At 64.8% G+C, this 18,363-nt stretch carries 19 protein-coding genes; 13 read left to right on the forward strand and 6 right to left on the reverse strand.

Annotated features, from left to right (window positions below; translation table 11 throughout):
* Positions 1 to 162: 162 nt before the first annotated feature.
* Positions 163 to 2,145: an acetate--CoA ligase gene (gene acs, locus LDO54_RS37110; RefSeq protein WP_224017892.1), complete on the reverse strand. Its 1,983-nt coding sequence runs from the start codon at positions 2,143 to 2,145 to the stop codon at positions 163 to 165.
* 411 nt (positions 2,146 to 2,556) lie between these two features.
* On the opposite strand from acs, the gene LDO54_RS37115 reads away from it, so the two are divergent.
* The 9 genes from LDO54_RS37115 (at position 2,557) to LDO54_RS37155 (ending at position 10,480) form a co-directional block, all read left to right on the forward strand.
* Positions 2,557 to 3,450, forward strand: a complete 894-nt coding sequence (locus tag LDO54_RS37115) for a DMT family transporter (RefSeq protein ID WP_224017894.1) — start codon at positions 2,557 to 2,559, stop codon at positions 3,448 to 3,450.
* A gap of 332 nt (positions 3,451 to 3,782) precedes the next feature.
* Positions 3,783 to 4,388, forward strand: a complete 606-nt coding sequence (locus LDO54_RS37120) for a TIGR00645 family protein (protein WP_224017896.1) — start codon at positions 3,783 to 3,785, stop codon at positions 4,386 to 4,388.
* A 53-nt stretch (positions 4,389 to 4,441) separates the two neighbouring features.
* Complete coding sequence (locus LDO54_RS37125) at positions 4,442 to 5,965, forward strand: fumarate hydratase (protein ID WP_224017898.1); 1,524 nt, start codon at positions 4,442 to 4,444, stop codon at positions 5,963 to 5,965.
* Positions 5,966 to 6,173: 208 nt separating this feature from the next.
* Positions 6,174 to 6,653, forward strand: coding sequence for a bacterioferritin (gene bfr, locus LDO54_RS37130; protein WP_074986406.1), 480 nt, complete (start codon positions 6,174 to 6,176; stop codon positions 6,651 to 6,653).
* Between the two features lie 120 nt (positions 6,654 to 6,773).
* Entirely contained in the window at positions 6,774 to 7,628 is an 855-nt protein-coding gene (gene murI / locus LDO54_RS37135) for a glutamate racemase (RefSeq protein WP_224017900.1), read from the forward strand.
* 342 nt (positions 7,629 to 7,970) lie between these two features.
* Positions 7,971 to 8,222, forward strand: a complete 252-nt coding sequence (locus tag LDO54_RS37140) for a (2Fe-2S)-binding protein (RefSeq protein WP_065061382.1) — start codon at positions 7,971 to 7,973, stop codon at positions 8,220 to 8,222.
* Between the two features lie 278 nt (positions 8,223 to 8,500).
* Positions 8,501 to 9,235 carry an energy transducer TonB gene (locus LDO54_RS37145; protein ID WP_224017902.1) on the forward strand — a complete coding sequence of 245 codons (735 nt, stop codon included), beginning with the start codon at positions 8,501 to 8,503 and terminating at the stop codon, positions 9,233 to 9,235.
* 78 nt (positions 9,236 to 9,313) lie between these two features.
* On the forward strand, positions 9,314 to 10,042 hold the full coding sequence (locus LDO54_RS37150; RefSeq protein ID WP_224017904.1) for a MotA/TolQ/ExbB proton channel family protein: 729 nt from the start codon (positions 9,314 to 9,316) through the stop codon (positions 10,040 to 10,042).
* 18 nt (positions 10,043 to 10,060) lie between these two features.
* Positions 10,061 to 10,480, forward strand: coding sequence for an ExbD/TolR family protein (locus LDO54_RS37155; protein WP_224017905.1), 420 nt, complete (start codon positions 10,061 to 10,063; stop codon positions 10,478 to 10,480).
* A gap of 456 nt (positions 10,481 to 10,936) precedes the next feature.
* Here LDO54_RS37155 and LDO54_RS37160 read toward each other — a convergent pair whose 3' ends face one another.
* Positions 10,937 to 11,995, reverse strand: a complete 1,059-nt coding sequence (locus LDO54_RS37160) for a LysR family transcriptional regulator (protein WP_224017907.1) — start codon at positions 11,993 to 11,995, stop codon at positions 10,937 to 10,939.
* Between the two features lie 122 nt (positions 11,996 to 12,117).
* Here LDO54_RS37160 and LDO54_RS37165 point away from each other — a divergent pair, with 122 nt between their 5' ends.
* From LDO54_RS37165 to hemP, 4 genes are all read left to right on the forward strand, one after another.
* On the forward strand, positions 12,118 to 12,999 hold the full coding sequence (locus tag LDO54_RS37165; protein WP_224017908.1) for a pirin family protein: 882 nt from the start codon (positions 12,118 to 12,120) through the stop codon (positions 12,997 to 12,999).
* A 200-nt stretch (positions 13,000 to 13,199) separates the two neighbouring features.
* Positions 13,200 to 13,598, forward strand: a complete 399-nt coding sequence (locus LDO54_RS37170) for an OsmC family protein (protein ID WP_224017910.1) — start codon at positions 13,200 to 13,202, stop codon at positions 13,596 to 13,598.
* Positions 13,599 to 13,643: 45 nt separating this feature from the next.
* A complete protein-coding gene (locus LDO54_RS37175; RefSeq protein ID WP_224017912.1) occupies positions 13,644 to 14,132 on the forward strand; it encodes an SRPBCC family protein in 489 nt (162 codons plus the stop codon).
* Between the two features lie 206 nt (positions 14,133 to 14,338).
* Positions 14,339 to 14,605, forward strand: coding sequence for a hemin uptake protein HemP (hemP, locus tag LDO54_RS37180; protein WP_224017914.1), 267 nt, complete (start codon positions 14,339 to 14,341; stop codon positions 14,603 to 14,605).
* 457 nt (positions 14,606 to 15,062) lie between these two features.
* Here the strand turns inward: hemP and LDO54_RS37185 are convergent, their stop codons facing one another.
* From LDO54_RS37185 to LDO54_RS37200, 4 genes are all read right to left on the reverse strand, one after another.
* Complete coding sequence (locus LDO54_RS37185; protein ID WP_224017916.1) at positions 15,063 to 15,470, reverse strand: GlcG/HbpS family heme-binding protein; 408 nt, start codon at positions 15,468 to 15,470, stop codon at positions 15,063 to 15,065.
* Positions 15,471 to 15,615: 145 nt separating this feature from the next.
* The gene (locus LDO54_RS37190) at positions 15,616 to 17,034 is read right to left on the reverse strand and encodes a 4Fe-4S binding protein (RefSeq protein WP_224017918.1); all 1,419 of its coding nucleotides are present in this window, start codon (positions 17,032 to 17,034) and stop codon (positions 15,616 to 15,618) included.
* The gene (locus tag LDO54_RS37195) at positions 17,031 to 17,876 is read right to left on the reverse strand and encodes an FTR1 family iron permease (protein ID WP_224017920.1); all 846 of its coding nucleotides are present in this window, start codon (positions 17,874 to 17,876) and stop codon (positions 17,031 to 17,033) included. The genes LDO54_RS37190 and LDO54_RS37195 overlap by 4 nt, the downstream gene beginning before the upstream one ends.
* 86 nt (positions 17,877 to 17,962) lie before the next feature.
* A complete protein-coding gene (locus LDO54_RS37200) occupies positions 17,963 to 18,316 on the reverse strand; it encodes a cupredoxin domain-containing protein (protein ID WP_065061371.1) in 354 nt (117 codons plus the stop codon).
* Positions 18,317 to 18,363 lie beyond the last annotated feature (47 nt).

Here is an 18,363-nt window from a genome sequence, read left to right on the forward strand (position 1 = left end):
GATTGACGTTGTTCCGGGGTGTGGTGTGTGGCGCGGCCATGCGCCTGTGTAGCAAAAAGGCGCATGACCGGCAATTGGGGGCAACTCGGTGCGACCGGGAGAAGCGTTGCGGGCGGCCCGTCGAAGCGGGTCGAAGCGGGCCGCCGCGCGCCTGCTGTGAGCTTAAAGCGACTCGCCGAGCTGATCGAGAATCGCCGGGTTCTCCAGCGTGGAAACGTCCTGCGTGATCGCCTCGCCCTTCGCGAGCGAGCGCAGCAGGCGGCGCATGATCTTGCCCGAGCGCGTCTTCGGCAGGTTCTCGCCGAAGCGGATGTCCTTCGGCTTGGCGATCGGCCCGATCTCCTTGCCCACCCAGGCGCGCAGATCGTTGGCGAGCTTCACGGCGTCGTCGCCATGCGGACGGTTGGCCTTGAGCACCACAAACGCCACCACGGCTTCGCCGGTCGTGTCGTCGGGGCGGCCCACCACGGCGGCTTCGGCCACGAGCGGATTCGCCACCAGCGCTGACTCGATTTCCATCGTGCCCAGCCGGTGGCCCGAGACGTTCAGCACGTCGTCGATGCGGCCCATGATCGTGAAGTAGCCGGTTTCCTTGTCGCGCACGCTGCCGTCGCCGGCGAGATAGAGCTTGCCGCCGAGTTCCTCGGGGAAGTAGCCCGACTTGTAGCGCTCGGGCTGGCCCCAGACGTTGCGGATCATCGACGGCCACGGACGTTTGACGACCAGAATGCCGCCCTGCCCGTTCGGCACGTCCTGGCCGGTTTCGTCGACGATCGCGGCCATGATGCCCGGCAGCGGCAGCGTGCACGAACCCGGCACGAGCGGCGTGGCGCCCGGCAGCGGCGTGATCATGTGGCCGCCGGTTTCGGTCTGCCACCAGGTGTCGACGATCGGGCAGCGCTTGCCGCCGACGTTCTCGTAGTACCACATCCAGGCTTCCGGATTGATCGGCTCGCCGACCGTGCCGAGAATGCGCAGCGACGAGAGGTCATAACTCTTCGGATGCACCTTGGCGTCGGCTTCCGAGGCCTTGATCAGCGAGCGGATGGCCGTGGGCGCCGTGTAGAACACGCTGACCTTGTGGCGCGCGATCATGTCCCAGAAGCGACCCGCGTTCGGGAAGGTGGGCACGCCCTCGAACACGACCTGGGTCGCGCCGATCGTGAGCGGGCCGTAGGCGATATAGCTGTGGCCCGTGATCCAGCCGATGTCGGCGGTGCACCAGAACACGTCGGTGGGCTTCCAGTCGAAGGTCCACTTCATCGACTGCGCGGCCCACAGCAGATAGCCGCCCGTGCTGTGCTGCACGCCCTTGGGCTTGCCCGTCGAGCCCGACGTGTAGAGGATGAAAAGCGGATGCTCGGCGCCGACGGGTTCCGGCGCGCAGACGTCGCTTTCCGCCGCGGAGACTTCGTGCATCCAGAGGTCGCGGCCTTCGTGCCAGGCAACCTTGCCGCCGGTGCGCTGATAGACGATCACGGTCTTCACCGCGTCGCAGCCGCCCATGGCGATGGCTTCGTCGGCGATGTTCTTGAGCGGCAGCGCCTTGCCGCCGCGCATCTGCTCGTCGGCGGTGATGAGCGCGACCGCGCCCACGTCGACCATGCGTTCGTTGAGCGACTTCGACGAGAAGCCGCCGAACACGACCGAATGCGTCGCGCCGATACGCGCGCAGGCCTGCATCGCCACGACGCCTTCGACCGACATCGGCATATAGATGACGACGCGATCGCCCTTCTTCACGCCGCGCTTCTTGAGCGCGTTCGCGAAGCGCGAGACGCGCGTGAGCAGGTCTTGATACGTGATGTTGGTGACGGTGCCGTCGTCGGCTTCGAAGACGATGGCGACGCGCTCGCCGTTACCCGCTTCCACGTGACGGTCGAGGCTGTTGTACGAGGCGTTGAGTTCGCCGTCCTCGAACCAGGTGTAGAACGGCGCCTTCGACTCGTCGAGCACCTTCGTGAAGGGCTTTTGCCAGGTCAGCGTTTCGCGCGCGAGGCGCGCCCAGAAACCCTCGTAATCGCGTTCGGCTTCGGCGCACAGCGCCTTGTAAGCCTCCATGCCGGACACCGTAGCGTCCGCCACCGTTTGCGCGGACGGCGCAAACACACGATGTTCCTGAAGAACCGATTCAATCGCAGACATCGACAACCCCTTGGTGAAGATGAAACGTCAAACTCGTGGACGCGCCCAGCATCTTCGATGCCTGCGCGCGCCGTCTCCATGTGCCGCCGCGCTGCGATCCAGGCAAGCCTGGACGCGCGGCGGCGCGTTGTTTACCACCGCTCGAAGCGGCGAAGCCGGGGCGCGTGAAGCGCGCACGAACTTCGCAGCCGGCGGTTTGCACGGACCCGCGCGCGAGGCCCATGCGTTCAAAGGTTAAGCGTGGCAACTTACCCGCTACTTACGTGCGGCCCTGCGCGTCGCAGGGGTTTGCCCCAAGGCGTCGCGCGCCGCATCGCCTTGTGGCACACCTCGCTGCCTTCACCGGCCACCCTGGCGAGGCATTAAGCGGGCATTTAGAATGCTAACTGATCTCTGCGCCCGGATTCCAGCTTGAACCGCCATTCATTTTTTCTCGTCGCCGCCATGCTGCTGGTCGGCAGTAACGTCGGCATCGGCAAGTCGATCGTCGCCTATTTGCCTGTTCCGCTGTTCGCGCTGCTGCGCTTCGTGATCGCGCTCGCCGTGCTCTGGCCCCTGCTGCGCCTCGCGCGCATGCGCCGCGTGAAGCGCGACGAATGGATCAATCTGTTCCTTCAGGCCCTCTTCGGTACATTCGGGTTTACGCTGCTGATGCTCGGCGGCGTGCATCGCACGAGCGCCGTCGCCGCGGGCGTCATCACGAGCACGATTCCGGCCGTGGTCGCGCTGTTCGCGTGGCTGTTCCTGCGCGAGCGTCCCGACGCGCGCGCCTTCGCGTCGATCGTGCTCGCCATCGCGGGCATCGCCGTGGTCAATCTCGCGCACGCGGACGCCGACGCGCACAATCCCGGCTCGTTCGCGGGCAATCTGATGGTGCTCGGCGCGGTCTGCTGCGAATCGCTCTACGTGATCCTCTCGCGCCGTCTCACGCAGACGCTCGCGCCGCTCGAGATCTGCGCGTACACGCATCTGTTCGGCTTCTTTCTGATGCTGCCCGTGGGGCTGGCCGGCGCGTTCTCGTTCGACTACGCGAGCGTGCCCGCGGGCGTCTGGGGCCTCGTGATCTGGTACGGGCTCTCGGCGAGCGTGTTCTCGTTCGTGCTCTGGATGATGGGCATCCGTCACGTGCCCGGCAGCATCGCGGGCGTGTTCACGGCAGTGCTGCCCGTGGCCGCCGCGCTCTACGGCATGGCCTTCCTCGGCGAGCGGCCGACGCCCGCGCACGGCGTCGCGCTCGCCTGCGTGATCGCGGGCATCGCGCTCGCGAGCGTCAAGACGAAGCGGCTGCCGCCCGTGGCGTCCTGAGCCGGTGGACTGAAAGCGGTGCGCTGAATTGGCGTGCTGGATTGGCCCTGCCGCAGCGCCTTGCCTGGCGGCGTTTGAATCGCCTCGGCCCTGTCCTGGCGTAAGCGCCCTGAAAGTTTGTCTGCCCGCATCCCGGCGACGCGCGCCGCCGACGCGTTACAATAGCGCCCGCCCGGCCCCTGCGGCATTGCGGCGCAGCGCGCGAACGTGAAATACGTGCCAGCGCGCGCGGCGCGCGCCGTCGCGGCCCTGCCCGAATCGTCAGAACCGTCCGTTGCGCCTGCTGCGGGCGTTTCGTCCGGTTCCCACGATCATCGCGACCCACAACGCACATGTCAGCCGCTCGTCCCCAGCCGCCGTCCCGCCATCGCATGCCGCTGCTGCCCAGCATCATCTTCATGAGCCGCTGGCTGCAGGTGCCGCTGTACCTCGGCCTGATCGTCGGGCAGATCGTCTATTGCGTGCTGTTCCTCAAGGAAGTGTGGCATCTCGTCAGCCACGCGACGTCGCTCGACGAGACGAGCATCATGCTCGCCGTGCTCGGCCTGATCGACGTGGTGATGATTTCGAATCTGCTCATCATGGTGATCGTCGGCGGCTACGAGACTTTCGTCTCGCGCATGGGCCTCGAAGGCCACCCCGATGAACCCGAATGGCTCGACCATGTGAACGCCGGCGTGCTCAAGGTGAAGCTCGCGATGGCGCTCATCAGCATTTCGTCGATTCATCTGCTGAAAACCTTCATCAATCCTGATGCCGTTTCCGAGCGCACCGTGATCTGGCAGGTGGCGATTCACGTCGCCTTCCTGCTCTCCGCGCTCGTGATGGCCTGGATCGACCGCATCACGACGCACACGCATCCCGAGCATTACCACGACCTCGCCGCGCGCCATCCGGTGCCGGAGCGTGTCGTGCGCGAAACGGCGACGTCGGAGTAATACCGGCGCACCGGCCACAATTCGAAACACCCCTGTCCCCACAGAAGCTAGCCATGACCGTCATCAAGCAGGAAGACCTGATCCAGAGCATCGCGGATTCGCTCCAGTACATCAGCTACTACCATCCGCAGGATTACATCGAAGCGCTCGGCCGCGCCTACGAGCTCGAAGAGAGCCCGGCAGCGAAGGACGCGATCGCGCAGATCCTCACCAACAGCCGCATGTGCGCCGAAGGCCGCCGCCCGATCTGCCAGGACACCGGCATCGTCACGATCTTCGTGAAGGTCGGCATGGACGTGCGCTGGGATGGCGCGACGATGGGCGTCACCGACATGATCAACGAAGGCGTGCGCCGCGGTTACCTGAACCCGGACAACGTGCTGCGCGCGTCGATCGTGTCGCCGCCCGAAGGCGGCCGCAAGAACACGAAGGACAACACGCCGGCCGTGATCCACTACGAGATCGTGCCGGGCGACAAGGTCGACGTGCAGGTCGCGGCCAAGGGCGGCGGCTCGGAGAACAAGTCGAAGTTCGTCATGCTCAACCCGTCCGACTCGATCGTCGACTGGGTGCTCAAGACCGTGCCGACGATGGGCGCGGGCTGGTGCCCGCCGGGCATGCTCGGCATCGGCATCGGCGGCACCGCTGAAAAGGCGATGCTGATGGCGAAGGAATCGCTGATGGAGTCCATCGACATTCAGGACATCATCAAGCGCGGTCCGAAGGACTGGATCGAAGAACTGCGCGTCGAACTGCACGAAAAGGTCAACGCGCTCGGCATCGGCGCGCAGGGTCTGGGCGGTCTCGCCACCGTGCTCGACGTGAAGATTCACGCTGCACCGACGCACGCGGCCTCGAAGCCGGTCGCGATGATCCCGAACTGCGCCGCCACGCGCCACGCGCACTTCGTGCTCGACGGCTCGGGTCCCGCGAAGCTCGAAGCGCCCTCGCTCGACGCATGGCCGAAGGTCAACTGGGAACCGAACACGGAAACCAGCAAGCGCGTCGACCTGAACACGCTCACGCCGGAAGAAGTGGCTTCGTGGACGCCGGGCCAGACGCTGCTGCTGTCGGGCAAGATGCTCACGGGCCGCGACGCGGCGCACAAGCGCATCGCCGACATGCTCGCCAAGGGCGAAAAGCTGCCGGTCGATTTCAAGAACCGCGTGATCTACTACGTCGGCCCGGTCGATCCGGTGCGCGACGAAGTCGTCGGCCCGGCAGGTCCCACGACGGCCACGCGCATGGACAAGTTCACCGAACTGATGCTCTCGCAAACGGGCCTCATCTCGATGGTGGGCAAGGCCGAGCGCGGTCCGGTCGCGATCGAGGCGATCCAGAAGCACAAGGCTGCGTACCTGATGGCCGTGGGCGGCGCCGCCTACCTCGTGTCGAAGGCGATCCGCGGCTCGAAGGTCGTCGCGTTCGAAGACCTCGGCATGGAAGCCATCTACGAATTCGACGTGTTCGACATGCCGGTGACGGTCGCCGTCGATTCGTCGGGTACCTCGGTTCACAAGACCGGCCCGGCGGAGTGGCAGGCGAAGATCGGGAAAATCCCCGTCGCGACCGCATGATGTGTATGATTCGGTTTCACACCGAAATCTAAAAACCGGGGCTTACGCCCCGGTTTTTGTTTTGGAAAACGCAAAACGTAACGAGATTAATTCTCAGCACGTGCAAGTGTTTGATTTCAGCCGGGATTCGGCCTTGGCATTTGCGTATTGAGCGTTTATTGTTCGAACCAGTGTTTGAAAACCCACGCCCCACAAGGAAGGAAAGATCATGCAAGGCGACAAAAAAGTCATCGAGTATTTGAACGCGCAACTCAAGAATGAGCTTACCGCGATCAACCAGTATTTTCTGCATGCGCGCATGTACAAGCACTGGGGGCTCGAGAAACTTGGCAAGCATGAATATGACGAATCGATCGGCGAAATGAAGCACGCCGACTGGCTTATCGAACGCATTTTCATGCTCGACGGCCTGCCTAATCTCCAGGATCTGCATAAGCTGCTGATCGGCGAAGAGACCAAGGAAATCCTCGAATGCGATCTGAAGCTCGAACAGATTTCGCAATCCACGTGTAAGGAAGCCATCGCTTATTGCGAATCGGTGCGTGACTTTATTTCGCGTGAAATCTTTACGAAGATTCTCGACGACACTGAAGAACATATCGACTGGCTCGAAACGCAGATCGACCTGATCGACAAAGTCGGCCTCCAGAACTATCAGCAAACGATGATGGGTTCGGTAGAATCCTGATCGCCCGGGCTCACGCGGCGCATCCGCAGCGATTGCGGGTGCGGCCCCGAGCGCGGCGTGGCTTCTCTATATAGTCACGCCGTCCGCGAGCCCTGATTCTTTTCCGCTTTCCCGACGCACTTGAACCTTCCGGCTTCCACTCGCGCCGCGCCCATCGGCATCTTCGATTCCGGTCTGGGCGGCCTCTCGGTGCTGCGCGCCGTGCGCGCGCTGCTCCCCGCCGAACGGCTCGTCTATGTGGCCGACTCGCGCTATGCGCCCTACGGCCAGCGCGACGACGACTTCATCGCCGACCGCACGCTCGCGATCGGCGAATGGCTGGTGGCGCAGGGAGCCAAGGCACTCGTGGTGGCCTGCAACACAGCCACGGCGCAATCCATCGAATTCGTGCGCGCGCGCCTGCCGATTCCGCTCGTGGGCGTCGAGCCGGGCATCAAGCCCGCCGCGCTGCTGTCGCGCTCGCGCGTCGCGGGCGTGCTCGCCACGCAGGTCACCTTGCGCAGCGCGCGTTTCCAGGCGCTGATCGAACGCCATGCCGCCGATCTGCGCGTGCTGAGCCAGCCGGGCCACGGTCTGGTGGAAGCAGTCGAGCGTTGCGACGTCGACTCGCCCGATCTGGTGCAACTGCTGCGCGGCTATGTCGAGCCCATGCTCGATGCGGGCGCGGATACGCTCGTGCTCGGCTGCACGCACTACCCATTTCTCGATGCCGCGATCCGCTCGATCGTCGGCGAACGCATGACGCTCGTTGATACGAGCGTCGCCATCGCGCGTCAGCTCGAACGCGTGCTCGATCAGCACGGCCTGCGCGCCGACGCGCTGGCATCCGGTTCCGAAAGCCCCGAGGCGCGCTTTTGCTCGACCAGTGACGGCGCGCATCTGCGCACGCTCGCGGCGGCACTGCTCGGCATCGAGGCGCAGGTGGAACGCGTGAGCATTCCGTCGCGCCGCACGCGCGAACTCGCCTCGCTCTAATCTCCCCATCGGCGTCAGGGTCGCTCGGCGATTTTTCGCCGCTCGCGCCACGCCGCTCGCGCCCCTTTTTCTCGCAGCCCGTCTCTGCGCACGCGCTCGATCGGCGCTCACGTCCCCATCCCGCGACGCCCACCCAGCGGGGCTTTCACGCTATCGGCCCTCTCGGCGGCCCACATCGCGCCCCGATTCGCCGCACCCCGCCCCGATCCCACCCCTTGATCTCAAACAGCAATTTCTCTGCTAAGCCCCGAGTTTCGTTACAAAAATTCCCTGCGCATGCTTGCCAAATGGTCCAAACATAATGATAATAATTCGCATTAACTCTCTCTATTGCGCTCCATCATGATTGTCTGCGTGTGCAAGTCCGTCTCCGACCGGACGATTCGTGCCTCGATCGCCGAGGGCATGGACTCTTTCGACGAGCTGCAGTTCGAGCTTGGCGTCGCGACCTGCTGCGGCAAGTGCGAAGAATCCGTTCGCGACGTGATGGCGCAAAGCGGCGTCTGTGCGAGCCGCTGCGGCGTGACCCGCCCGCAAGTGGCCGTCGTCCCGCACGTGGTGCCGATGACGTTCTACGAGCGCAAGGCGGCCTGAACCGGCGCTTGCACCGAGTTTCCGGCGCGCGTTCGCAGCTCCCGCGCGCCGTGCTTCACCGCTCGCTAGCCGAGCGCTTTACCGCCGACAGCAAGCCAGTTTCTTGACCAGCCAGCTAGCGCCTGTTTCCTTTTTCCCGGAGGATGCCCGCTATGGAATTGCTGATCGGATTCGTGACCACCGTGTGCATCTCGCTGTTGATTTTTCGCCCATAAAGCTGCCTGTAGCGACGCGTTGCCCAGCCTGCGCGCCGTCGTTATCCGGGCGGCAACGCTAATATGCAGGCTACCCAAACCACCGCTAGCGCGTTCTCGTTTCCCGCCGTCCGCACGAACCGCCGAGTCGTGACGGCGAGCGCGATCGTCATCGCGCTCCACGCCGCGCTCATCGCCGTCGTGCTCATGAAACGCGACGCCGTCACGCCGGTCGCCCTCGAATCGCAGACGATCACGGCCGAGCTGCTCAAGCCCGAACCGGTCGCCGCGCCCGCCGCGATCCAGTCCACGCCCACGCCGCCACCGCCCAAGCCGGTGCCGGTCAAGCACGAAAAGCCCAAGGTCCAGCCCAAGCCGAAACCCACGCCCACCCCGCCGCTGCCGGTCGCGGACGCGCCTTCGCAGCACGTCGTGGAAACGCCCGCTCCGTCGCAGCCGGCTCCGCCCGCGCCCACGCCGCCGGCTCCGGCCGCCCAGGCCGCACCCGCGGTCGGCAAGCCGACCATGGCCCTGACGGCGCCTAAGAACGTGTCGCACCTGGAGTGCAACATCGTCAAGCCCGACTACCCGACGCTGTCGCGCCGCCGCGGCGAAACCGGCACCGCCTATGTCCACTTCGTGGTGGGCCTGACCGGAAAGATCGAGAATATCGAGCTGAAGAAGAGCAGCGGCTACAGCCGTCTCGACGACGCCGCGATGGGCGCGATGCGCGACAGCTCGTGCAAGCCGTACCTGGAGGACGGCCAGCCCGTGCGCGCCGCCTACACGCAGCCTTTCGGTTTCACCCTCGACGATTGACGACGCCCGGTGTAACGGCAGCGCCATCCGTCTGAATGAGAATCACAACGTTTAACGCATCGAATCAAGGAAAAAAGCATGCAGAGCTACGGTATCGCCCACGTTTGGGCGCAAGGGGATTTCGTCACACGCGGCATCGCGCTCGCGCTGTTGATCATGTCGGTGCTGTCGTGGTGCGTGATCGTCATCAAGGGCTGGAACGTCGCGCGCCTCAAGCGCCTCACGAAGAACGCCGAACAGCAGTTCTGGCACTCGGACGACCTCGCCGACGGCGTCAAGAAGCTCGGCACCGGCACGCCTGAGGACAATCCGTTCCTCGCGCTCGCGCTGTCGGGCCAGGAAGCCGCCGATCACCATCACCAGACGCAGCCGCATCTGCACGACCGCATGGACGTGTCGGACTGGGTCACGCGCTGCCTGAAGGACACGATGGACGAGTCGGTCGCGAAGATGCAAAGCGGTCTCGCGATTCTGGCCTCGATCGGCAGCACGGCGCCGTTCGTCGGCCTGTTCGGCACGGTGTGGGGCATCTATCACGCCCTGCTCTCGATCGGCGCGACGGGCCAGACCTCGATCGACGCGGTCGCGGGTCCGGTCGGCGAAGCGCTCATCATGACGGCGTTCGGCCTGTTCGTGGCGATTCCGGCGGTGCTCGGCTACAACGCGCTCACGCGCGCCAACAAGTCGATCGTGACGAAGCTCAACCGCTTCGCGCACGGCCTGCACGCGTTCTTCGTGACGGGCGCGCGTCTGTCGTCGACCACGGCGAAGAACGGCAACCTGCGCGTCGCCGCACGCAGCCACTAATTCGCGGAGGCAGCAAACATGGCGATGAGCCCCTTTGCCAGCGACGACGACGATGGCCTGATGAACGAGATCAACATGACGCCGCTCGTCGACGTCATGCTGGTTCTGCTGATTGTTTTCATGGTGACGATCCCCGTGATCCGCCACGCCGTGAAGATCGACCTGCCGCACGCGAGCAGCGTGAAGGAAGACAGCAAGCCCGCGCAGATCAACGTATCGATCGAAGCGGACGGCACGGTGCTGTGGGACGGCGACGCCGTCAACGACGATCAGCTCACGGCGAAGATCGCGGCGGCCGCGCAGCAGCAGCCGCAGCCCGAACTGCATCTGAACGCCGACCGCAAGGTGCAATACGAAAAGGTTGCCCAGGTGATGTCGGCCGCGCAGAGCGGCGGTCTGACGAAGCTCGGTTTCGTGACCGATCCGGCGCATCACTGATGCGTTGATCCGCACGTCAAACGCGGGATAAAACGCGCGGCGCTCATCGCCGCGCGTTTTTGTTTTCAGGCCTTGTTTTCAGGGCCCAAAAGTAAAAGGCCTTCATCGTCAGATGAAGGCCTTTTTTCGTGCGCACGCAGCGCATTCGGGCGGTGGCGACACTCCCCGACAATCGATCGGTTCACATCGGCACATGCGACTGCCGTGGTCGACACGGACTGCGCTTTCAGCCCTGAAGGCCCACTATGATAGCGGCCATCTAATCCCGCTCAAGACCGGTGCTTGGCGAGACGGCTTCAATATATGCCTCCCGCCGCACACGTTCAATAGTTCGGCCATTGAAAGTAACGATTGCCGGCCGCGCTTAAATGCCAAAAGGCAAAGACGTGACACGCGCGCGGATGTTCGCAAAGCTTCGAACGCGTTGAACCGCAACGCGACTCAAGCCGTTTCGACTCAAGCCGTTTCGATATTGCTCGGCGACTTCGTGCGCGGCCGGCCGCCCGTCGAAAGCGAACTACTGGGTCCCTGATTGCCCTGCCCAGCCTGGTTCTGTGCGGCAAGCGCGGCGATCTCGCTGCGAAGCGGACATTCCTGCTGAAGACCCTTGTCGGCGTCGAGCACTTCGACGAGGTAATCGACGAACGCGCGCACAGCGGGCACCATGCCCTGACGCGAGAGGAATACCGCATAGAGTTGCGGCACCGGCAGCGTCCAGCCCGGCATCACCGGCGAAAGCTTGCCCGAGCGCAGCGCGGCGCCGTACATCATCTCCGGCATCGCGGCGATACCGAGGCCCTGCAACGCAGCCTCGCGGATCGTCGTGAGGTCGGCGCTGATGAGGCGCGGCTCGTGTTCATGCGCGTGGCGCGTACCGTCCGGCGCGATCAGCTGAAAGACGTGGCGGCCGTCGCCCGTGGGCGTGTCGAGCGTCTCGAAGCGGGACAGATCGTCGGGCGTGAGCGGCGGCGCGTTCTGCGCGAGCAGGCTCGGCGCGCCCACCAGCATCTGCTCGGTGCGCCACAGCGGACGCACGACGATATTGGCGTTCTGCGGCGGCTCCGAGCGCACGCGCAAAGCGATATCGACGGAGTCCTCGAACAGGTCGATCACGCGATTCGTCACGCGCATCACCACCCGCACTTCGGGATAGCGATGCATGAATTCGGGGATGATCTGCGAAAAGATGGTCTGCGACAGCGTGACCGGCACGCTCACGCGCACCGTGCCGCGCGGCGAGGAACGCAGCGACTGCACCACGTTCACGGCGGCCTGCGCCTCGGCGAGCATGGCGCGGCAGTGCTGGTAGAACAGCTCGCCCGCCTCGGTGAGCGCAAGCTTGCGTGTGGAGCGTTGCAACAGACGCACGCCGAGCGACGACTCCAGCTCGCTCACGCGCCGCGACAGCCGCGACTTCGAGATGCCGAGCACCCGTTCGGCCGCCGAGAATCCGCCGTGCTCCACCACCTGCGAGAAGTACATCAGGTCGTTCAGGTTGTGCGAATCGATTTTCATGTCGTCGTTCCAGCGATGGGACAATCCATTGCGATCAGGCGGTCAAACAGGCCAAATCGGCTACCTATAATAGCGGTTTGTTTCGCATATCGCGCAATTCCCATTTTTCCGAGGTGATATCCATGCCGGCCATCCGCTCGATCGAACGCGTCTTTCCTGCTGTTCGCACCACCGAGGGCGGAGGATTCATCGTCCACCGCCCGTTCCCCACCCGTCAGTTGATGGATTTCGACCCGTTTCTGCTGCTCGACGAAATGGGCCCGACCGACTACGCGCCCGGCGCCGCCAAGGGCGCGCCCGATCATCCGCATCGCGGCTTCGAGACGGTCACCTACATGCTCGCGGGCCGCTTCGGCCATAAGGATTCGTCGGGCCAGTCGGGCACGCTGAACCCCGGCGACGTGCAATGGATGACGGCGGGCGCGGGCGTGATCCACAGCGAGATGCCCGACCCCGAGTTCACGCGCACGGGCGGCCGCATGCACGGCCTTCAGCTGTGGGTGAACCTGCCTGCGCGCGACAAGATGATCGCGCCGCGCTATCAGGAGATGCCGCACGCGAGCATTCCGCAGGGACGCTCGGCGGACGGCAAGGCCACGGTCAAGGTGATCGCGGGCGAATCGCTCGGCGCGCAGGCGGCGATCGAGACGCGCACGCCGATCCTCTATCTGCACTTCACGCTCGCGCCCGGCGCGCGCGTCGAGCAGCCGGTGCCGCACGCGTGGAACGTGTTCGCTTACGGTCTCGCGGGCAAGGCGCTGTATGGCGATCACGCCGAGGCGATCGACGCGCAGAACATGGTGGCTTTCGCCGGTGACGGCGAAACGGTGGCGATCGCCGCGCCCGCCGACGCGACGGCGCCGGTCGAAGTGCTGCTGATCGGCGGCCTGCCGCTCAACGAGCCGGTGGTGCGCTACGGCCCGTTCGTGATGAACACGGAAAACGAGATCCGCCAGGCGGTGCTTGACTATCAGGCTGGTCGTATGGGTCGTATTACGCACTGAGCCCCCCCTAGCCCCCCCAAAGGGGGGGGAAGCACTTGGGAGACGGGAGACGAAAGCACCCGGGGGACGGGGGGCGAAAGCCCCCAGCGGCGCGTAGCGCCGCTTTTTGTCACAATAAGCGTTCACTGGCCGCACCCCGCCCGCTGCATCGCGGGCGCCGCGGCCACTCTCCGTTCAACTGTTCCGTTAGCGAGAAGCGCATGAGCGATTCCGTAGTCACCGCACACATCGGCTCGACCAACTACCAAGTCCAGTTCGACGACGGCACCCACACCTGGATCGCCGACGAACCGGCCTCGCTCGGCGGCGGCGACCGCGGGCCCACGCCCTTCTCGCTGCTGCTATCGAGCCTGGGCGCCTGCACGTCGATCACGCTGAAGATGTATGCGCAGCGCAAGGAATGGCCGCTCGACGGCGTGCGCGTGAAGCTCTCGATGGAAACCGGCAGTGCGGGCACCACGATCGACCGCCAGATCGCGCTCGAAGGCAATCTCTCGGAGGACCAGCGCGAGCGCCTCCTGCAGATCGCGAACGCGTGCCCGGTACATAAAGTGCTCACGAATACGATCACGATCCGCTCGGGCCTCGTCGTCGCCTGAAGGCGGCGCGCCCGGCGCACGGACATAGACACACAGGACGTTGCCTTGAATTTCGAACACCTTATCCAGATCAACGACCCGCAGAACCCGCTCGTCCTGCCCATGACGCGCGAACAGCTCTGGGAAGGCCTCGTGCTGCGCGCCGAGCAGCCGCAGCTGTTCGTGATCGGCCTCGACGGCTGCACGATCCTCTCTCACGAGGCGAACACCATGGAGCGCGAGCTGCATTACGGCCAGGCCACGGTGCGCGACCGCGTGACGTTCACGCTCAACGAGAGCGTGCGCTACGACATCCTGCCGACCGCCGAGCACGTCGGCGGCTCGCTGACGATGACGATCGAGGAACCGGAGGAGGCGCAGCTGTTCCTGCGCTTCGAGTACCGCACCACTCTGCCGACCGCCGAGAACGAAGACGATCGTCAGACCTCGGAGATCGTGAAGTCGGCGTATCGCGAGTCGGATATCGACACCGTGCGGCTGATCCGCCAGTACGTGCAGGGCATGCCCGGCGAGCTGGACGCGCCGCTGCATTGAGGTTTGGAGGCACGCGCGCGGGTAAAACCGCGCGCGTGCCGAGCTTGTGCCGGGTCGCGTCAGGCTTGATTTGTAAGCCATTTTTCACGCGACACGCATAAAGCTATCGACACACGAATCCGATGAATTTATCGCAGTTGAAAATAGGAACGATTATCATTTAGAATTCATCCATCGAATCGAGACACGCACAAGACGTCACGTTCATGACTGAATTCAACCGCTCATCGACACTCAGCCTGCGCCGCAACGGTTCCGCGCTGACTGGCTCGCGACCCGCGAAACCCGTCACCGTCGCCGCTGCCGCCCGCAAGAGCGCCGACACCGCCAGCACGGCAGCACCCGCCAGCAGCGAGCGGACGCTCGACAGCACGGCCCTGTTGCAAGGCCGCAGCCATGTGAGCATCCTGCACAACGGCGAGACGTATCAGCTGCGCGCCACGCGTCTGGGCAAGCTGATTCTCACCAAGTGAGGCAGACGAGTTTGTTGTAGTACCGAGTATTGTGGGGACCGCCTCCATCGAGAGGCGTTGGGCAGTAGCCAGCAACGACGGCTTGCACGCGAGATCTAGACCCCTTCGTGCAGACATCCTTCAAGCCAGCCGTCACAGCAAGCCAAGCCATTTTTTTGTTCTCACCTGTGATGACGGAGCGGCGCGCGAAGCGTGCCCGCCCGAGGCGAGCGCCGCGGCAATGTCCGCGGCGTTTGTCATTCTATGGGGTATTTTTTTGTGCCGCCTGGGGATGGCAGCCAACGCTCGCCGTCTTGTTCGACTGTGCTGCTCGATACAGCAGCGATGCGTGAGCCGCGATTATAACCACAGCTCCGCGTCGCCGCGCGTAAACCCTGGCGGTTTGCTCGGGATTGCCGGATCACTCCAGGCAATCGATGAGCATCCCTAAGCGTATTCGGACGTAAGACGACCGAACCTATTCGATGCCGAGCGCCGCGATACCGGCGCGCGCGATCTCCGCATCCTGATCGGACTTCACGCCCGACACGCCCACCGCGCCGATCACATCGCCGTTCACGACGATCGGCACCCCGCCCTCCAGCATCGCCGTCATCGGCGCGCTCAGGAACGCCGTGCGGCCCTGGCGGATCGCCTCCTCGTAGAGCCGGCTTTCGCGGCGTCCGAGCGCCGCCGTGCGCGCCTTGCCGGGCGCCATCTCCGCGCTGATCGGCGGCGCGCCGTCGAGGCGGCGCAAGAACAGCAGATGCCCGCCGTCGTCGACGATCGCGATCGTCACGTTCCACTCGTTCGCACGGGCGTGCGCGGCGGCCGCGTCGGCCACCTTCGTCACATCTTCTTCGGTCAGAACTGCTCGCGTTCGCATACGTCTCTCCGAAAAGTCAAAAACCGGGTGGCAAGGGCCAACCCGGTTTTTGAGATTAACATCCGGCGGCGCGCCGCGACACGCTGATCCCGCATATAGCGGCCGCTCGCGATGAAGCGCTTAGTGAACGATCCGTGAACGACGATCAGCGCGTCCAGCCCCAGAACATCAGCCACCACGCACTGTCGACCACCGCGAGCGCGAGCGCGAAGCCCACGAAGGCGAGTCCGCGCTGCCAGAAACGCGTGCTGTAGCGGCCCGTCACGCGCCACGCGAGCCACGCGCTCCACAGATTCGTGATGACGAGAATGCCGATCCGCACCTCGGTCGCCCAGTCGAGCGGCACGTGCTCGGCGCGCAGCAGCGAGAGCGTCGTAGCCGACAGGCCGAGGAACACGCCCGCGCCCGCGAGCGGAATCAGCGACTGCGCGAGATGATGCAGGCGGCGCATCTCGAAGCGGCCGAGCATCGCGCTCGACGCCGCGAGAATCGCGAACAGCACCGTGCCGTAGATCAGCCCCGTCGTCATGATGTAGCCGACGATCATGGTGCCGTCGAGCCACGAGAACACGTCGTTCTGCGCCGGATAGTGCGTGAGCAGGAACCACGGCGCATTCGTTTCGAGCGGCCAGGTGATGTCGCGGTCGATGAGCCAGCCCGCGAGCCACTGCTTGATGTCGATGAACCACGGCGAGCCGGTCCAGTGGAACGCGCCAATCGCGATGCCGAGCAGGCCGTAGAGAATCAGCGCCGTGTCCCAGCCGCTGGCCTGGCTGTCGCCGAGTTCGACCACTTCTTCCGCGGGCGAGCGCCACGTCAGCGCGATGGCGTCGCGGTGGCCGCTGCAGCGTCCGCACATATGGCACTGCGCGGCGCCCTTCATGTTGCGCAGGGGCACGAGCGGCGCGCAGTTCACGGGAATCACGCGCTGCCCGCCGTGCTCGCCGTGCGTGTACGAGTTGCGCCAGGCGTCTTCGTCGACCTTGAAGCGGAACGGCGCGAGGCGCGCCAGAAGCGCAAAAACCCCGTTCACGGGGCAGAGGTATTTGCACCAGACGCGTTTCTCGCGTCCGTACAGGAATCCGATAATCATGGCGCCGAGCGTCGATCCGCCCAGCACCAGCAACACCGCTTTCGGGTACTGGTAGACGCTGACCATCTGGCCGTAGATGGTGGTCAGGCCGAAGGCCACGAACGGCCAGCCGCCCCAGCGCATCCAGCGCGGGATCGCCCAGCCGCGCCCGAACTTGCTGGCGAACTCGGTGAGCGCGCCTTCGGGGCACAGCACGCCGCACCAGACGCGCCCGAGCATCACCATCGAGAGCAGCACGAACGGCCACCAGATGCCCCAGAACACGAACTGCGCCGCGAGCGTGAGGTTGTTCCAGAGGTGCGCCGTGTCGTCGGGCAGCGGGATGACCGCGGGCACGAGAATCAGGAACGCATAAACGGCGACGACGACCCACTGCACAGCGCGGATCACCGCACTGTGCCGTTGCATCCATTGGCCCGCCTGGGCCAGCTTGCCCCGCTTCTGAAGCGGCGGGGCCGATGCACAACTCATGCTGCCTTCCTTTTGGTCACGGCGGCGTGACGTCCGCTCGCGCGGCGCGCGAGGAACCACACCACCAGCCAGTAAGCCGCGTAGGCGATCAGGTTCATCAGCGCCGGATGCGCACGATAACCCGTGAGCGTCGCGACGAGCGACCCGAAGGTGCTCGAATCGTCGAGGATCGCCGACGAATTCCACACCTGGTCGACGATGGTCGGCAGGATTTCCTTGTCGATCAGCTTGTCGACGCCCGTCTGGAACAGGCCCGCGCCGAGGAACAGCAGCATGATCTCGGTGACGCGGAAGAAGTAGCGCCACGAGAAGTACTTGCCGCCCAGTTGCAGGATGTAGAACGTCAGGAACGCGAGGCCGAGGCCGAGCAGCACGGCGACATACTGGCTCAGATCGACGTGACCCGACTGGCCGAAGCCGAGGCCGTACAGGAAGATCACCGTTTCGCTGCCTTCACGCGCGATGGCGAGCGCGACCAGCACCGTGATGCCCCACCAGTTCGCGTCGCGCGTGCTTTTCTCCAGCGACTCTTCCATCTCGCGCTTGAGCGTGCGGCCGTGCTGCTTCATCCACAGCACCATCTGCACGATCAGCACGCAGGCGACCAGCACCATGCCGGTCTGGAAGTAATCCTGGGCGTCGCCCGAGAGCACTTCGGTGAAGCCCACGAGCGCCGCGCCCAGCGCGATCGCCGCGAGAATGCCCAGACCCACGCCGGCCCACAGATACGGCAGGCCTCGGCGCGCGTCGGCGTCGCCGTTCTTCAGCCACGCATACAGAATGCCGACCACGAGCAGCGCTTCCACGCTCTCGCGCCAGACGATGAACAATACCTGACCCATTCCTTACCTCCTGCCGCCGGCTCATGCGCCGGCCACGTTCTTCACTTCGCGACGATCGCCGCCCTTGTCGGAACCCGACGCTCGCCTTACTTCGCGACGATCACGCCCTGCGCCTGCTGATGGAAATCGTCGAAAAACTTGTACTCGCCCGGATCGAGCGGCGCGATCACGACGAACGAATCCGCGCCCGGCGCCAGCACTTTTTCCTTGCGCAGCTGGACGCTTTCGAACTCGGCCGCGCCCTTGCCCGTGTTACGCACCTCGATCTTGATGCGCTTGCCCGCCGGCACTTCGATGCGCGCGGGATTCAGCTTGCCGTCGGTCATTTCGAGCTTGAACGTCGGCAGATCCTCGGCGTGCGCCACCGTGGCCACGCCCGCCAGCGACGCTGCAAAAGACGCGCTGAGCGCGAGCGCCGCAAACTTGCGAATTCCAGTCATCAGTCTTACCTGCTCCTTCGTGTGCGGCGCGCATTCGCTGCGCGCGA

Source organism: Paraburkholderia tropica (assembly GCF_914484835.1).
In the GTDB taxonomy this organism is placed as follows: Bacteria; Pseudomonadota; Gammaproteobacteria; order Burkholderiales; family Burkholderiaceae; genus Paraburkholderia; species Paraburkholderia tropica_A.

Excerpts from the sequence above, each read along its gene's own strand:
- LDO54_RS37200 (WP_065061371.1), bottom strand. The coding sequence starts at position 18,316 with ATGACTGGAATTCGCAAGTTTGCGGCGCTCGCGCTCAGCGCGTCTTTT.
- LDO54_RS37165 (WP_224017908.1), top strand. The coding sequence starts at position 12,118 with ATGCCGGCCATCCGCTCGATCGAACGCGTCTTTCCTGCTGTTCGCACC.
- LDO54_RS37170 (WP_224017910.1), top strand. The coding sequence starts at position 13,200 with ATGAGCGATTCCGTAGTCACCGCACACATCGGCTCGACCAACTACCAA.
- LDO54_RS37125 (WP_224017898.1), top strand. The coding sequence starts at position 4,442 with ATGACCGTCATCAAGCAGGAAGACCTGATCCAGAGCATCGCGGATTCG.
- LDO54_RS37185 (WP_224017916.1), bottom strand. The coding sequence starts at position 15,470 with ATGCGAACGCGAGCAGTTCTGACCGAAGAAGATGTGACGAAGGTGGCC.
- hemP (WP_224017914.1), top strand. The coding sequence starts at position 14,339 with ATGACTGAATTCAACCGCTCATCGACACTCAGCCTGCGCCGCAACGGT.
- bfr (WP_074986406.1), top strand. The coding sequence starts at position 6,174 with ATGCAAGGCGACAAAAAAGTCATCGAGTATTTGAACGCGCAACTCAAG.
- LDO54_RS37190 (WP_224017918.1), bottom strand. The coding sequence starts at position 17,034 with ATGAGTTGTGCATCGGCCCCGCCGCTTCAGAAGCGGGGCAAGCTGGCC.
- LDO54_RS37150 (WP_224017904.1), top strand. The coding sequence starts at position 9,314 with ATGCAGAGCTACGGTATCGCCCACGTTTGGGCGCAAGGGGATTTCGTC.
- LDO54_RS37195 (WP_224017920.1), bottom strand. The coding sequence starts at position 17,876 with ATGGGTCAGGTATTGTTCATCGTCTGGCGCGAGAGCGTGGAAGCGCTG.
- LDO54_RS37160 (WP_224017907.1), bottom strand. The coding sequence starts at position 11,995 with ATGAAAATCGATTCGCACAACCTGAACGACCTGATGTACTTCTCGCAG.
- acs (WP_224017892.1), bottom strand. The coding sequence starts at position 2,145 with ATGTCTGCGATTGAATCGGTTCTTCAGGAACATCGTGTGTTTGCGCCG.
- LDO54_RS37155 (WP_224017905.1), top strand. The coding sequence starts at position 10,061 with ATGGCGATGAGCCCCTTTGCCAGCGACGACGACGATGGCCTGATGAAC.
- LDO54_RS37120 (WP_224017896.1), top strand. The coding sequence starts at position 3,783 with ATGTCAGCCGCTCGTCCCCAGCCGCCGTCCCGCCATCGCATGCCGCTG.
- LDO54_RS37145 (WP_224017902.1), top strand. The coding sequence starts at position 8,501 with ATGCAGGCTACCCAAACCACCGCTAGCGCGTTCTCGTTTCCCGCCGTC.
- LDO54_RS37140 (WP_065061382.1), top strand. The coding sequence starts at position 7,971 with ATGATTGTCTGCGTGTGCAAGTCCGTCTCCGACCGGACGATTCGTGCC.